The organism is Streptomyces sp. NPDC016309, assembly GCF_043077235.1.
Classification (GTDB): domain Bacteria; phylum Actinomycetota; class Actinomycetes; order Streptomycetales; family Streptomycetaceae; genus Streptomyces.
The window spans coordinates 197,446-212,452 of sequence record NZ_JBIBSG010000002.1; the positions used below are offsets into that span (position 1 = coordinate 197,446).

The window sequence follows — 15,007 nt, forward strand, 5'->3', positions numbered from 1 at the left end:
TCACCTCCCGCTCGCCGTCGCCGTCGCCGTCGCCGTCGTAGCGGCGCGTGGGGCCGGCGAGGTCGCTGTGGGGGTGGGGGTGGGGGTGGAGACGGGTGCCGCCGGGGCGGAGGCGTTGTACGCGTTGGTGTAGAGGGAGTCGAGCCGGACGCGGCCGGGGTCGACGTCGCCGCGCTCGGCGAGCCAGTCGATCCACAACTGGAGCTCCTTGCCCGTGATGCGCCCGCCCGGCTCGGCCACGCCGAAGGACTTCCAGTACCGCAGGTTGGCGGCGTCCTCGTTGCGGCCGCGCTTCTTCACGATCTCCGTCATCCGGTCGACCACCTCCTCGCGCGGTGTGGCGCGGGACCAGTCGAGCGCCCGCCCCACACCGGTGACGAAGGTCCGGACGGTGCCGGGGTTCCGCTTGATGAAGCGCTCGGTCAGGACGTACGTCCCGGCGCTGAACGAGCCCAGTAGCTGGTGGTCCGTGAACAGTTGGCGCAGCCCGCCGCCCGCCAGTGCCTTGTCCCGCAGCACGCCGCTCAGCACCGCGACGTCGATCTGCCGCTGCCGCAGGGACTGTTCGGTGTTCACCGGCGGGACGACCAGGGCCTCGACCTTGTCGGCCTCCGCGGCGGGGACGCCGCCGCGCTGGAGGTAGATGTCCAGCATGGCTTCGGAGTGGGCCCCGAGGGTGTTCATCCCGACCTTCTTGCCGACCAGGTCCCGGGCGGTGCGGATCGGGCTGTCGGCGCGTACGTAGTAGCCGCTGTAGGCGTGGGCGTCGGAGCCGTAGTAGCTGATGACGGCCTTGATCGGCGAGCCGTTGGCGGCCAGCTTCACCACCGCGCCGTTGAAGGCGCCGCCGAAGTCGGTCTGGCCGGTGGCCGCGGACTGGATGTCCTGGGGGCCGCTGATGGTGTTGCCGACCCACTCCAGCTTCACGTCCTCCAGGTAGCCCAGGTCCTCCGCCAGTTCGGCGGGGGTGACCTGGCCGGTCCAGCCCTGGTAGCGGAGCGTCTTGGTGCCGCCCTGACCGGACGGGCCGCCGCCCACGGCGGTGCCGCAGCCGACCGTGACCGCCGAGAGGCCGAGGAGGCCGAGGAAATGGCGTCGGTTCACCGGGGACAACGTGCTCATGGAAACGTCCTGTTCGGAAGGGTCGAAAGGGTCGGAAGGGTCGGAAGGCCGGATGGATCGGAAGGCCGGAAGGTCGATGGCTCGGAAGGCCGGATGGTCAGGGGGTGCCGCTGAGGGCGAGCGCGTCACGGCCGGCGAGGGCGTCGGCGAACCCGTCCACCGCGTGCAGCAGCCGCAGTTCGGCCTCGGGCTCGATCCGGCAGGCGCCCGCCCCGACCCGCTCGATCACGGAGTCGAGCAGGAACGCCCCCGGGACGACGTGCCGGGCGCCGAGCGCGGAGAGCACCGGGCGCAGCGCGTAGTCCATGGCGAGCATGTGGGCGAGGCTCCCGCCGGTGACCAGCGGGAGCACGGCCTTCCCCGCCAGCCCGGACTGGGGCAGCACGTCGAGGAACACCTTCAGCAGACCGCTGTACGAGGCCTTGTACACCGGAGTGGCGACGACGACCCCGTCGGCGCGGGCCACCGTTCCCAACGCCCGCCGCAGCGCGGGGTGTTCGACGGCACCGGTGACGAGTTCGGCCGCGGGGAGGTCCCGTACCGCGAGGTGCTCCGCGTGATGCCCGCCGGCCGCGAGCCGGCGCACCACGTGTTCCACCACACGCGCGGTCCGCGAGTCCGGGGACGGACTTCCGGAGAGGGCGGCGACGTACGACAAGGGGACCTCCTGGAGGGAACGCGGCAGCGCGCGGCGGAACATGACGGCGCGGGGCATGCCGTGAAGGGGAACGGGTGGGACGGGTGAGAGGGCGCGCGGGCGCCACCGCCGAGCCGGCGTGACGGCCGCGCCCGCGTCACCGCCGTGGGGGAGCCGGGGGCGGGGCGGGGGAGCGGGAGGGAGAGGGGGAGGGGTGCGGGCCGGACGCCCGCGTCGAGCGGGGCGGGGCGCCGCTTCCCCTGACGCGAGGGGGCGGGGAGGGCAGTTCCTCAGACCCCCGGAAGGCGTCTAACAGCCGCGGAGGTCGAACGCACAGAGGGCGCTGGCGTGCCGACGGAGATCGACGTGGCGCCGCGCGGAGAAGTTCGCTGACTGGCTCACGTCCATGAGGCTGGCAGCGGAATCCAGCCACGTCAATGCGGGAAACGGCGCCGTCTCACATTCGGTGCCTCCCGCCACGCGCGTGAAGCGCGCCGTTCACAAAAGGGCCGCCGATCCCGCTTTCCCCGCCCGGAAACGTCCGCGACGCCGTCCGGGAGCACCCGGTCCGCCCGCCGTCCCGCCCCCGGCGCCGACGCCGCCCGCCGCCGGGACCGGGGCGACCGGTCCGGGACCGGGGGCGACCGCGCCGGTCCCCGCCCCGCTGTGGCGGATCTCCCGCCACCGCCCGCGAACATGCAGGTCACAGCGGTGTCGTGGCGTACGGAAGTGGCGCAATACTGCCGCAACACCACGGGGCGGGGTACGTCGGTATGGTCCGGCCCATGCCTGCCGAACGCACCCGTGACCATGCGCCGCCCGTCGCCGCCGCCCGCCGGCGACGGCTGCGCGCGGACCGCGCCCGGCAGCTCGCGGACCTGCTGCGGCACCAGGCGCGCACCACCGGTTTCCTCCGGGGCGTCCTGCCCCTGGAGAGCCGGATCGGCGCCGACTACGGCGTGTCCCGCAACACCGTGCGCCAGGCGCTCGACCTGCTCCGCGCCGAAGGACTGGTCGAACGGCAGCCCGGTGTCGGCACCGTGCTGGTGACCGAGAAGTACCCGCACGGCCTGGACCGGCTCCAGGGCCTCGCCGAGACCCTGCACGAACACGGCGAGGTCACCAACGAGGTACGGACGGCGGGACCCGTCCCGGCGCCCGCCCCGGTGGCCCGCCGACTGGAACTGCCCGACCGCGCCGACGTCCTGTGCGTCGAGCGGCTGCGCCGGCTCAACGGACTGCCCCTGTCCCTGGACCTCACGTACATCCCCATGGACATCGGCTCCGCCCTGCTCGACTGCGACCTGGAACACAACGACGTCTTCCGGCTCATCGAACAGCTCACCGGACAGCCCCTCGGGACCGCGGGCATCACCCTCGAGGCCGTCAGCGCCGACCCCCACTCCGCCGCGGTGCTGGAGGCCCCGCGCGGCGCCGCCGTGCTGATGCTGGAACGGCTCACCCACCTGCGCGACGGCCGGCCCGTGGACCTGGAGTTCATCCGCTTCCGCGGCGACCGCATCGCCATGAGCGGCCTGCTGCACCGCTCCCACTGACCCCGCCCCCCGCCCCGCCCCTTCCTGGAGACAGCCATGCCCCTGGCGCCCCAGCGTGCCGACGTGCCCGTGACCATCGACGAGTCGAAGTGCATCGACGGCTGCACCCTCTGCGTCGACATGTGCCCGCTCGACTCACTCGCGATCCACCCGGACAGCGGCAAGGCCTACATGCACGTCGACGAGTGCTGGTACTGCGGCCCGTGCGCGGCCCGGTGCCCCACCGGCGCCGTCGAGGTCAACATGCCCTACCTGCTCCGCTGAGAGGCCACCACCCATGATCCGCAGAGGACTCCTCCCCGCCGTCCTGACCACCGCGCTGACCGCCGGCCTCCTCACCGGCTGCGGCGGCGGCAACGGCGCGAACGGCTCCCGCACGGTCACCGTGACCGTCGGCTACCAGTCCAAGACCATCAACACCGTCACCGCCGGAACCCTCCTCCGCGAACTCGGCTACTTCGAGCGGGAACTGGAAAAACGCGGCACCAAGGACGGCATCACCTACCGCGTGCGGTGGCAGGACTACGCCACCGGGGCACCCATCACCGCCCAGATGACCGCCGGGAAGGTCGACATCGGCTCCATGGGCGACTTCCCCCTCCTGATCAACGCCGCCCGCGGCACCCAGCTCCACCGGCCCACCCGGCTGGTCTCCGTCACCGGCTACAACCCGCGCGGCGGGCTCAACACCATCGTCACCGCCCCCGGCTCGTCCCTGGACACCCTCGAAGACCTGCGCGGCAAGAAGGTGTCCACCTCCGTCGGCTCGGCCGCCGACGGCACCCTCGTCCGCGCCCTGCGGCGGGCGGGCATCGACCCCGGGAAGGACGTGCGCGTACTCAACCAGCAGCCGTCCGTCGGGGCTTCGGCCCTCCAGTCCGGGAGCGTCGACGCGCTGTCCCAGTTCGTGGCCTGGCCCGGACTGCTCGCCCACCAGGGCCGGGCCGAAGCCCTCTACGACGGGGCCGAGCTGAACCTGCCGACCTTCCACGGCGTCACCGTCCGCGAGGACTTCGCGAAGGAGCGCCCCGCCGTCGTCGAGGCCTTCCTCCGGGCGCAGGTCCGCGCCACCGACCACCTCCGGAAGGAGCCGGTGGCCGCCGCCGAGTCGGTCGCCCGCGCCACCGGCCTGCCGGCCGAGGTCGTCTACCTCTACAACGGCGCCCACGGCATCGCCACCTTCGACCCGTCCCTGAAGCCCGCGCTGGTCGAGGCCCTGCGCAAGGACGTCCCGGTCCTGACGTCGGCGAAGCTGATCGGCGACGTGGACGTGGACGCGTTCGTCGACGACACCCACCTCAAGCGGGTGTACGGCGCGGCCTACGGCAAGGTCCGGGACGCCGGGGCCCCCGCCGCCCGCCCCGAGGTGTGGTTCAAGGACGGCACCACCACGTCGTTCGACACCCCGGCGGCGCTGCTCGCGGCCGTGTCCGCCGCCGGTGCCAAGGTCCGCGCCGCGTACGTCCCCGACACCACGACCGGCACCCCGTGGTTCGCCGACAAGGCGGTGTGGGTGCTGGACGGGACGGAGCCGCGGCCGTTCGTCACCCGCTCGGCCGCCGCCAGGTACACCGCCGCCCACCCCGGGGCGCGGACCGTCCCCTACGGCCGACTGCTGGGCGCGCGGGGTGCGTCATGACGCGCCGCCGATTCCTGAGGCTGCTGTCGCCGGCCGCCGCACTGGTCCTGTGGCAGCTTCTCACCTCGTACGACGTCAACCTGTGGCTGCGGTTCGAGCAGTTCCCGACCGTGACGGACGTGGCCCGGGCCTTCGGGCAGCGGGTCCGCGGCGAGGCGTACTGGCAGGACCTCGTCGACAGCCTCACCCGCATCGTCACCGGCTTCCTGCTGGCGGCGGTCGCGGGCGTCGCCGTCGGCACCGCGATCGCCCGCTCCCGGCTCGCCGCCGACCTCGTGGGGCCCGTGCTCGAAGTGCTCCGCCCCATTCCCGCGATCGCCCTGGTGCCGGTGGCGATCCTGCTCTTCCCGAGCAACGAGCAGGGCATCGTCTTCATCACCTTCACAGCGGCGTTCTTCCCCGTCCTGGTGTCCACCCGGCACGCGGTCCGCGCGCTGACGCCGGTCTGGGAGGAGGCCGTCCGCACCATGGGCGGCGGACGCCGGCGCGTGCTGTTCTCCGTGGTGCTCCCCGGCGCCCTGCCCGGCATCCTGGGCGGCCTGTCCGTCGGCATCGGGGTCTCCTGGATCTGCGTGGTCTCCGCCGAGATGATCTCCGGCGAGTACGGGGTGGGGTACCGGACCTGGCAGGACTACACGGTCGTCGACTACCCGGGCGTGTTCGTCGGCATGGTGACCATCGGCCTGCTCGGCCGGCTGACCTCGACGGCCGTGGAGGTGCTGGGCCGGCGGCTGACCCGGTGGCTGCCCCGGACGCCGGCCGGCCGGCCGGCGCCTCCGCCCCACCACCGCCCGGCCCCCGCCACCACCCCGCGCGCGCCCGCCACCACCCGGCACACCCCGGCCCCCGCGGCGCACACCCCCGCCGCCGCGTCGGCTGCTGCGCCGGCCGCCGCGCCGGCCGCCGAGGAGCACGCCCCCGCACCAGCGCACGCCCCCGCCCCGGAGCGGGCGCCCGCACCGCCGGGCGACGCCCCGCGGCAGGACCGTTCCGGTGCCGTGCGGGTGCCCGTACGAGGAGAGACCCCGTCATGACCATCACCACGGCCACGAGCGCCGCCCCCCGGCCGTCCCCGCCCGGCGCCCGCCTCGCACTGCGCGGCGCGGTGCTCGGCCACGCCGGCGCGCCCGTCCTCGCGCCGGTCGACCTCGACGTCGAGCCCGGCGAGGTCCTGACCGTCGTCGGCCCGTCCGGCTGCGGCAAGTCCACCCTGCTGCGCACCCTCGCCGGGCTGCTCCCCGCCCTCGGCGGCGAGGTCACCCAGGACGGGGAGCCCATCGCCGGGCCCGGCGGCGACCGGGCGCTGGTGTTCCAGGAGGACGCCCTCCTGCCCTGGCGGACGGTGCGGGCCAACGTCGAACTTCCCCTGGCCGTCCGGGGTGTACCCCGGGCCGAACGGAGGGCCACCGCCACCGGCTGGCTGGAGCGCGTCGGGCTCGCGGAGCACGCCGGCAGCCACCCCCACCGGATCTCCGGCGGCCAGCGCCAACGGGTCCAGCTCGCCCGCGCCCTGGCGGCCGGCCCGCGCGCCGTACTCATGGACGAACCCTTCGGCGCGCTGGACGCCGGCACCCGCGCCGGAATGCAGCGGTTGCTCATCGACGTCCTGCGGGGCACCGGGGCGACCGTCGTGTTCGTCACCCACGACGTGGACGAGGCGATCCTCCTCGGCGACCGGGTCGCGCTCCTCGGCACGGGCCGGGTGCTGCCCGTACCCCGGCCACGTGACCGCGACGACCACGCCGACCCCGCCACCGACGCCCTGCGCCGCGACGTCCTCGCGTCGCTCGGCACCTGAGAGGCACGCACATGGACATTCCCTCCCTCACGGACGCGGAGGAGCTCTCCTGCGACGTCCTCGTCATCGGCGGCGGCACGGCCGGGACGATGGCGGCGCTCACCGCGGCCGAGCACGGCGCGCACGTCCTCCTGCTGGAGAAGGCGCACGTACGCCACTCGGGCGCCCTCGCCATGGGCATGGACGGTGTCAACAACGCCGTCATCCCCGGCCGCGCCGAACCCGACGACTACGTCGCCGAGATCACCCGTGCCAACGACGGCATCGTCGACCAGTCCACCGTCCGGCAGACCGCCACCCTGGGCTTCGCCATGGTGCGGCGGCTGGAGCGCTACGGCGTGAAGTTCGAGAAGGACGAGCACGGCGAGTACGCCGTCCGCCAGGTCCACCGCTCCGGCTCGTACGTCCTGCCCATGCCGGAGGGCAAGGACGTCAAGAAGGTCCTCTACCGGCAACTGCGGCGCCGCGAGATGCGGGAGCGCATCCGCATCGAGAACCGGGTGATGCCGGTCCGCGTACTGACCGGCGACGACGGCCGGGCGGTCGGCGCGGCCGGGTTCCACACCCGCACCGGGGCCTTCGTGACCGTACGGGCGGGCGCGGTGGTCCTGGCGACCGGCGCGGCCGGCCGGCTCGGACTGCCCGCGTCGGGCTACCTCTACGGCACGTACGAGAACCCCACCAACGCCGGTGACGGCTACGCCATGGCGTACCACGCGGGAGCCGAACTCACCGGCATCGAGTGCTTCCAGATCAACCCGCTCATCAAGGACTACAACGGCCCCGCGTGCGCTTACGTCGCCAACCCCTTCGGCGGCTACCAGGTCAACCGGCACGGCGAGCGGTTCGTCGACTCCGACTACTGGTCCGGCGCCATGATGGCCGAGTTCGCCGAGGAACTCGCCTCCGACCGGGGCCCGGTCTACCTGAAGCTGAGCCACCTCCCGGAGGAGTCGGTGGCCGCCCTGGAAGGCATCCTGCACACCACCGAACGCCCCACCCGCGGCACCTTCCACGCCAACCGGGGCCACGACTACCGCACCCACGACATCGAGATGCACATCTCCGAGATCGGCCTGTGCGGCGGCCACTCCGCCTCCGGCGTCCGCGTCGACGCCCACGCCCGCACCACCGTGCCCCGGCTGTACGCGGCGGGGGACCTGGCCTGCGTCCCGCACAACTACATGATCGGGGCGTTCGTCTTCGGCGACCTGGCCGGCCAGGACGCCGCCCGGTACCGCGCGTACGAGGGCGAACTCCCCGCCGATCAGCTCCGCGAGGCCCACGAGCTGGTCTACCGGCCGCTGCGCCACCCCGACGGCCCGCCGCAGCCCCAGGTCGAGTACAAACTGCGCCGCTTCGTCAACGACTACGTGGCGCCCCCCAAGTCGGGCGCCCGGCTGTCGCTCGCGGTCGAGCACTTCGAGCGGATGCGCGCCGAGATCGCCGGCATGGGGGCCACCACCCCGCACGAGCTGATGCGCTGCGCCGAGGTGGGCTTCATCCGGGACTGCGCCGAGATGGCCGCCCGCGCGTCCCTCGCCAGGACCGAGTCGCGCTGGGGGCTGTACCACGAGCGCACCGACCATCCCCGGCGCGACGACCAGGACTGGCTGCACCACCTGGACCTGCGCAAGTCGGCCTCCGGGGCGATGGAGTTCACCGCCCGGCCGGTCGCCCCCTACCTGGTACCGGTCGACGAGTACGCCCCGGCCGGCGGCCCGTCACGGCACCTGGGCGAGGTGGTACTGGAACAGGTGGCGACCGCCGGGCCGCGCGACGCCGCGCCGACCGGCTCCCGCGCCGCCGCGCCCGTACGGGGGCGCGAGGGGGCCGCGGCCGGGTCGCCGCGCATCCTGGAACTGCTGGCGCTCGCCGAGACCGCGCCGCCGCTGACGGCCCTCGCGCCGTACCTCGCGGACCGCGACCCCGCGGTGCGCCGTGCCGCCGTCGCCACCCTCACCGAGACCGCCCCGGACGGCACCGGGCCCGCGCTGGCCCGGGCGCTCGCGGACGGGGACGCGGAGGTCCGGGGCGCGGCGGCCGACTCGCTGCGCGAACTGGCCGGGACGCTGCCGTCCGAACCGGCGCTCCGGGAACCCCTGGTGGCCGCGCTGTCGTCGCCGGACCCGGTGGTCCGCACCGCGGCGACCGCCGTGCTGCGCGCGCTGCGGCTGGGGGACGCGGCCCTGTACCGGCCCGGCCTGGCCGACCCGGACCGGGCGGTACGCGTCGAGACCGTACGGGCGCTGGTGTCCGTCGACGCGGCGGGGGACCTGGCGGCGGCGGCCCGGGACGACGACCGTGAGGTGCGGGTCGCGGCGGCGAAGGGCCTCGCCGCGGTGGCGGCGGCCGGCCCGGGCGCCGTCCTCGGCACCCTGGCGGACCTGGTGCGCGACGGCGACGCGTTGGTGCGCGGCGCCGCGTTCGAGGCGCTGGGCACCACCGGCTGCCCGCCCGCCCTCGCCGCCGCCGCGGTCGCCGCGCTCGCCGACGCGGCGTGGCGGCCCCGCGCGGGCGCGGCGACCGCACTCGGCGCGGCGGATCCCGGGCCGGCCGTCCCCGCCCTCGCCAAGGCGCTCGACGACGCCAACGCCGACGTACGCAAGGCCGTGGTCCTCGCCCTGCTGCGGCACCGGGACCACGACGGGGCCCGCGCGGCGCTGGCGACCGCCACCGGCGACCCGGACGCCGACGTCCGCGCCTACGCGGCGCGCGGCAGCACCTGACGGCGGCCGCCGCGATTCCCGGATCCGTCGCGATTCCCGGATCCGCCGCGACGGTGACAATGAGTCACCGTCGCGACGGATCCGGGACGTGCCTCGTCCTGTCGCGGGCGAGGGGCGGAACGGCGCGCGTCGCGGCGATGTCCGCTCGGGAAGCGGGGCCGCACGAGGGAGAACGAGGCCCGCACGAGAGAGAGGGGGAGAAGTCACCGCGCTGTCCTCCGTACGCCACCGGGGTGATAAGCGGCTCGCGGAAACACCCGGTCGTCCCAGCGCTGTCACCCGCTTGACACGCACCCGGAGCGCAATCCGTGGCGTTAGGGGGACATGACCACAGCGCAGGTGAGTTCCTCGTTCCCACCCAACGTGGCCGGAGACCGTCGTGTCGGCCGCATCGGGGCGACCCGGGCGGGCACGTGGACATTCACCCCGGGTTTCTCCGCACCGAACGCCGGAAGGGGAACCGTACTGCCTACTCTGCGTAACGGGAGGCGGTGCGTCGATCTGCACTACTCGTCCGCCGACCTCGAGGACCTGCTGGTGACCCTGGGCAGGATCCAGGCCGAGTTCCACGCCGCCGAACCATCGGCAGGCCGGCGTGCCACCCCCCTCACGGGACGGGCCCGTGATGTATGAGACGCCCCCGCACTGCACCCCGCCCCACCTCGACGACCGGCAGCCCACGCCGTTCGACCCCCTGGACGCCTCCTGGGACGACGAACTGGCCCGTCTGCTGCTGGCGTCCGACCCGTCCTGGCAGTGGGACACCGCGCCCCCGCCTGTCCCCCCGGTGGTCGTCCACGCCGCCCCGACGGCGGGCGGTGCCGGGGTGTCCCCGGCCGGGCCCGAACGGACCACCGCCGAACCGGCCCCGCTCCCGCGCCCTTCGGCTGGCCGTCGCAGGGCGCCGCGGAAGAGGCGCGTCATCACCCTGCTGCGCACCGGCAGCGTCCTCATCGCGGCGCTCACCGCCGTGATCGTCGCCATGGTCGGCGTGTACGGCGGGGTGATCGCCTACGGTCCGCTGCTGCGCAACGCCTCGCAGCCCGGCACGTCCGCCGCGGTGGTCCGCTGGTGGCCCCTGCTGGTCTACGGCCCCTGGCTGGTGGCCTCCCTGTCCATCCTCCGGGCGGCCTTCCACCGGCGGCGTGCCACCCACTCGTGGTTCGCGGTCCTGCTCTTCTCGACGGTCGCCGTCCTGCTGTGCGTCGCCCAGGCGCCGAGGACGCCCCTCGACGCCCTGGCGGCCGCGCTGCCCGCCCTGGCGGCGCTGGCCTGCTTCCAGCAGCTCGTCCGCCAGATCACGCTGACCCGGCCGCCGCGCCAGGCCGCCCCCCGCCACCGCGACGCGACGGCCCCGCCCCGCCAACACCCGCCCGCCTGACCGCGGGTGCCCCGCCCGGGTGCCTGGGCGCCCCGCCCGGGCCGGTCCCGGGGGCCGGCCGGGGCGCGCCCCGGCGTCATCCGTCCACGACCTCCGGGGCCTCGGCGGGCCGCGGAGCCTCGGCGCCGGTCCCGGGCACCCACCGCAGCAGGTCGCCCGGCTGGCAGTCGAGCACCTCGCACAGCGCGGCGAGCGTGGTGAAGCGCACCGCCTTGGCCCGGCCGTTCTTGAGCACCGCCAGGTTGGCGGGCGTGATGCCGACGCGCTCCGCGAGTTCGCCCACGGACATCTTCCGCCGGGCCAGCATCACATCGATGTCGACGGCGATCGGCATCAGATCACCTCGTCCAGCTCGGCCCGCATGCGCGCCGCCTCGACGTCGCGTGCCACGGCCTGGGCGAGCAGCATGCGCAGGACGAGCACGATGAGCGCGACCCCGAGGACCGCCACAACGGCACCGCACACCAGCAGGACGATCCCCGGGGCGACGGCCTCGCCCGGCGCCAGCAGCACCGCGACGGCGAACAGCAGCAGGGCGGCCGCGGTGACCGCCCCGATGACGACGTCCACGTACCGGAAGGCGGCGTCCGAGAACACGGTGCCACGGCGCACCATCGTCACCAGCCGCCACACACAGACCAGGACGACCTGGACGGTCACGATGCCCAGGACCAGCACCGTCAACAGCGGTGCGCGGCCGTACGCCAGGCTCTCGGCGGACTCCTTCAGGTCAATCGCCAGCAGCGGCACCATCACCGCCTGCACGAACACCGAGCCGGCCAGCAGCACCACCAGCACGGCGCGCAGCGCAAGCACCGTCAGCTTCCCCATGACCACTCCCTCGATCGAACCACGATAGGAATCTATCGAGATTCGATAGATCGAGCAACAGGGCTTTCCGGACACCGGACGGGCGGCGCGAGGGGGGAGGCCTTGGCGCGCCCCGGCCCCCGGTGATGGGATGCCGGTCCCGACCACCACACGCACCACCGTCCACACCCAAGGGGGTTGTTCTGGCATGCACCAGTCCGGACACAGCGGTTTACCCAGGGCGCTCGCCGTCCTCGTCGCCGCGCTCTGCGTCACCCTGGGCCTGACCGCCCAGACGGGTACGGCCCACGCCGACGACGGGCCCGGCCTGACCGGCCTCACCTTCACGTCCGTCAACAGCGGCCGGAACCTGGACGTCCAGAACGGCAACACCGGGGACGGGGTCTTCCTCGTCACCAACTCGGCACCCGGCTACCACCAGAAGTGGAACGCCCAGACCCAGCCCGACGGATCGTTCACTCTGGTCAACGGGACCACCGGCAAGTGCGTCGAGGTCGGCTTCCCGCTCCGGCAGCAGTCCTGCACCGGATCGACCGCGCAGCGCTGGTACTTCCAGCCGGTGCGCGGTACCGGCGACGTGTTCATGCTCCGCAACGCCGGCGACAACAAGTGCGTCGACGTCGTCCTCGCCTCCCAGAGCGATGACGCGTGGACCCAGACCTACGGCTGCAACGGGACCAGGGCGCAGCAGTGGCGCGTTCCCCCGGCGGCGGCCGGTGCCGCCTTCCGGACGGCGGTGGACTACGCGTCCAAGCGCTGCCAGAAGGACGCGTCGACGTGCTTCTGGACCAAGGGCTCCCAGGCGCCCGCCGAGCCGCTGCCGACGCAGTGCGTCTCGCCCGTCTGGTTCAACGGCACCGAGGCGCCCGTACCGTGGACGTTCTCGCTGCACACCTCCACCGGCTGGGCCAGCCAGCTCGGGGTGTCCTTCACCTCCAGTCTCGGCACGGGCATGGCGAGCCCCGTCCAGACCAGCGTCAGCCTCACCCTGTCCGGCAGCGTCAGTTACGACCTGCGCCAGGACCTGGGCAACAGCCTGATGATCAGCGTCCCGTCGCACCAGTACGGGTGGGTGGCCCTGTCGGAGCTGGCGACGAAGGTCACCGGTGAGTGGACCTTCGACGCGAACGGCCTGCCCTGGAAGGCGACCGACACCGTCACCGTTCCGCTGAAGAGCGACGACCAGGGCAGGTCCAGCATCTACCTGGCCCGGACGAGCCCCCGGTTCACCTCCTGCACCGACTGAGAACGACCGGTGGAGTGCCCGCACGGATCGACCCGTGCGGGCACTTCCGTGTCCCCCGGCCCCCGCAGAAGGTGGTCCTCCCGCCGAACAACCAGCACGACAACCACCCGGCCGAGCTGACGGTCCAGGGCCCGCCGCACACCCGGATCACCCACGTCAACCCCAACTGCTACGGCATGTCCTGCCCGGTGACGATCTCGCCGGACGGCAAGGCGGCGAGGGTGCCGTTCAACAGCAACAACCACGTCAACACCCGCCCCTACGACGTCTACCTGCGGGCGGAGAAGGACGCCCCTCTGGTCGGCGGCACCTTCCACGGCTCGTTCACCGCCCACGGCGAGACGCAGGACCTGACCGTCAAGATCAAGCCGCGCCCGGTGGTGCAGGTCGAAGGGGTGACCGCGGTACCCGGTGGCCTGGCGGTGCCGAAGGTCATCGTCACCAACACCACCGGCGAGCGGATCGGGCAGCGCGACGTCACCCTGACGCTGGGGCCGGGCGGCCTGCACTGGATGGGCTGGCAGAGCGTCTACACCCCGCGCAACGGCGGTACGGAGGAGTTCAAGAACGCCCGGCCGGGCCCCGGCCGGGCGTTCCCGGTGGGCCGGCGGAATGCCCGGCCCGGCGCGGCGGTTGCCAAGGTCAACAGGCGCCCGATCAGCGCCGACACCGGGAGGAGCGACGTGGCAGAGCCGTTTTCCGTGGCCGTTGTGGTGCGCGGGTACGAGACCGATACTCAGGGCCACCTCAATCAGGCCGTCTACCTCCAGTACGCGGAGCACGCCCGCTGGTCGCTGTTGCAGGCGGGCGGTATCCGGCAGACGGACCTGCTGGCCAAGGGCGTGGGACCCGTCGCCCTGGAGGTGACGGTGCGCTATCTGCGGGAGTTGCGGGCGGGCGACGAGGTGGAGGTGACGTGCGCCTTCGTCTGGGGCGAGGGCAAGACCTTCCGCATCGAGCAGACGATCCGCAGGACCGACGGCACGGTGGCCGCCGAGATCACCGGTGTCGGGGGCCTGCTGGACCTCGAGCGGCGGAAGCTCGTGGCCGATCCGCGCGAGCGCTTCAGGGCGCTGGCCGACGCCCCGGAGGTCTTCGGCCTCTGAGCCGGGCCGGGCCCGGCTGCCGGCCCCCGGTACGCTGCCCGGGCGATCCATGTCGAGCGACGGGGGACGGACGATGCGCATCCGGGGTTTTTCCGACATGCGGGGTTTCTCCGGCATTCGCCGGGTCAGGGCCGTGACGCGGGTGGTGGGCCGGCGCACCGCGCTCCGCTACCTGGCCGTGGGAGTCGGGGCGTCGCTGCTGGCGGCGTGCGGGAAGGGCACGGGCGACGGCGGCGGACCGGGCGCCGGCGCGGCCGCGCCGGGCGCGGGGAACACGGGAGCCGGGAACAACGGGCCGGGGAACACCGGGTCGGGCGGTACGGGGTCCGGTCCCGTCACCAAGGCCTTCGCCGCCTTCGTCACCGGTACGTGGAACGTCGTCGTCGAGCCGACCGGGAACGGCACGGCCACCACCCTGACCGCGGACATCACCGCCAGTAGCTGGAGCCTGACCCTCGCCGGCCGCCAGAGCGCCCCGTGGGGCGGCCAGTGGGCCCTCATGGGACGCACCCTGGCCATCCACGGCCCGGAGAACCCCGAGGACCTCGACGAACTGGTGCGGGTGGCCGCGCTGAACGTCCCCGCCCGGGTGGGCCCGCGCGAATCGCTGGTCCTCCCGTGGCAGCCGCCCGGCGGTTCCTCGGCCGACACGGGCCAGAACCTCGAGGTCGAGTACGCCAAGGGCACCCTCCGCATCGCCCACGTCGAGGGCGACAGCCGGACCGTGTACACCTGCACCCGCGGCTGACCGCGGCGGCACCCGGCGGAGACCGCCGCGGTCACCCCAGGAACTCGGACGGGTGAGGTTTCGCCGAACCGGCCTGCCGGTGACCTACCAGAAGAGGCAAGCTTGCGGGGCGCTGGAACGGTGTCAGTGGCCTGATTCAGAATATGGGTACGGGGTAGAGGCCAGCGGAAGGAGACCGGAGCGCAATGGGGGGCGGATTGGATGCACAGTGACA

General features: G+C 73.8%; 14 protein-coding genes and 1 pseudogene. 10 read left to right on the forward strand and 5 right to left on the reverse strand.

Annotated features, from left to right (window positions below):
• From ACF068_RS05490 to ACF068_RS05500, 3 genes are all read right to left on the reverse strand, one after another.
• Positions 1 to 1,122 (reverse strand): ABC transporter substrate-binding protein, encoded by a 1,122-nt coding sequence (locus ACF068_RS05490; RefSeq protein ID WP_392272842.1) that lies wholly within the window; start codon positions 1,120 to 1,122, stop codon positions 1 to 3.
• Between the two features lie 97 nt (positions 1,123 to 1,219).
• The gene (gene ssuE, locus ACF068_RS05495) at positions 1,220 to 1,780 is read right to left on the reverse strand and encodes an NADPH-dependent FMN reductase (RefSeq protein ID WP_392273265.1); all 561 of its coding nucleotides are present in this window, start codon (positions 1,778 to 1,780) and stop codon (positions 1,220 to 1,222) included.
• Between the two features lie 288 nt (positions 1,781 to 2,068).
• On the reverse strand, positions 2,069 to 2,167 hold the full coding sequence (locus ACF068_RS05500; protein ID WP_391815688.1) for a putative leader peptide: 99 nt from the start codon (positions 2,165 to 2,167) through the stop codon (positions 2,069 to 2,071).
• A 377-nt stretch (positions 2,168 to 2,544) separates the two neighbouring features.
• Here ACF068_RS05500 and ACF068_RS05505 point away from each other — a divergent pair, with 377 nt between their 5' ends.
• The 7 genes and pseudogenes from ACF068_RS05505 (at position 2,545) to ACF068_RS05535 (ending at position 10,862) form a co-directional block, all read left to right on the forward strand.
• A complete protein-coding gene (locus tag ACF068_RS05505) occupies positions 2,545 to 3,315 on the forward strand; it encodes a GntR family transcriptional regulator (protein ID WP_392272843.1) in 771 nt (256 codons plus the stop codon).
• Between the two features lie 36 nt (positions 3,316 to 3,351).
• Entirely contained in the window at positions 3,352 to 3,579 is a 228-nt protein-coding gene (locus tag ACF068_RS05510; protein ID WP_392272844.1) for a ferredoxin family protein, read from the forward strand.
• Between the two features lie 13 nt (positions 3,580 to 3,592).
• Positions 3,593 to 4,954, forward strand: a complete 1,362-nt coding sequence (locus tag ACF068_RS05515; RefSeq protein WP_392272845.1) for an ABC transporter substrate-binding protein — start codon at positions 3,593 to 3,595, stop codon at positions 4,952 to 4,954.
• A pseudogene (locus ACF068_RS05520) lies at positions 4,951 to 5,778 on the forward strand (ABC transporter permease); the annotation flags it as partial. The gene ACF068_RS05515 and the pseudogene ACF068_RS05520, both read left to right, overlap by 4 nt.
• A gap of 206 nt (positions 5,779 to 5,984) precedes the next feature.
• Positions 5,985 to 6,752, forward strand: coding sequence for an ABC transporter ATP-binding protein (locus tag ACF068_RS05525; protein WP_392272846.1), 768 nt, complete (start codon positions 5,985 to 5,987; stop codon positions 6,750 to 6,752).
• A gap of 11 nt (positions 6,753 to 6,763) precedes the next feature.
• Complete coding sequence (locus ACF068_RS05530; RefSeq protein WP_392272847.1) at positions 6,764 to 9,481, forward strand: fumarate reductase/succinate dehydrogenase flavoprotein subunit; 2,718 nt, start codon at positions 6,764 to 6,766, stop codon at positions 9,479 to 9,481.
• A gap of 625 nt (positions 9,482 to 10,106) precedes the next feature.
• The gene (locus ACF068_RS05535; RefSeq protein WP_392272848.1) at positions 10,107 to 10,862 is read left to right on the forward strand and encodes a DUF2637 domain-containing protein; all 756 of its coding nucleotides are present in this window, start codon (positions 10,107 to 10,109) and stop codon (positions 10,860 to 10,862) included.
• A gap of 76 nt (positions 10,863 to 10,938) precedes the next feature.
• Here the strand turns inward: ACF068_RS05535 and ACF068_RS05540 are convergent, their stop codons facing one another.
• Both ACF068_RS05540 and ACF068_RS05545 read right to left on the reverse strand, forming a co-directional pair.
• Positions 10,939 to 11,196: a helix-turn-helix domain-containing protein gene (locus ACF068_RS05540; RefSeq protein WP_392272849.1), complete on the reverse strand. Its 258-nt coding sequence runs from the start codon at positions 11,194 to 11,196 to the stop codon at positions 10,939 to 10,941.
• On the reverse strand, positions 11,196 to 11,693 hold the full coding sequence (locus tag ACF068_RS05545; protein ID WP_392272850.1) for a DUF2975 domain-containing protein: 498 nt from the start codon (positions 11,691 to 11,693) through the stop codon (positions 11,196 to 11,198). Before ACF068_RS05545 ends, ACF068_RS05540 begins: the two co-directional genes overlap by 1 nt.
• Positions 11,694 to 11,880: 187 nt before the next feature.
• Between ACF068_RS05545 and ACF068_RS05550 the strand changes: the two genes are divergently transcribed.
• The 3 genes from ACF068_RS05550 to ACF068_RS05560 all read left to right on the forward strand — a co-directional run bounded on the left by ACF068_RS05550 (position 11,881) and on the right by ACF068_RS05560 (position 14,793).
• On the forward strand, positions 11,881 to 12,939 hold the full coding sequence (locus tag ACF068_RS05550) for an RICIN domain-containing protein (RefSeq protein WP_392272851.1): 1,059 nt from the start codon (positions 11,881 to 11,883) through the stop codon (positions 12,937 to 12,939).
• Positions 12,940 to 13,622: 683 nt separating this feature from the next.
• Complete coding sequence (locus tag ACF068_RS05555; protein WP_392273266.1) at positions 13,623 to 14,045, forward strand: acyl-CoA thioesterase; 423 nt, start codon at positions 13,623 to 13,625, stop codon at positions 14,043 to 14,045.
• 133 nt (positions 14,046 to 14,178) lie between these two features.
• Positions 14,179 to 14,793, forward strand: coding sequence for a hypothetical protein (locus ACF068_RS05560; protein ID WP_392272852.1), 615 nt, complete (start codon positions 14,179 to 14,181; stop codon positions 14,791 to 14,793).
• The last annotated feature ends 214 nt before the right edge of the window (positions 14,794 to 15,007 follow it).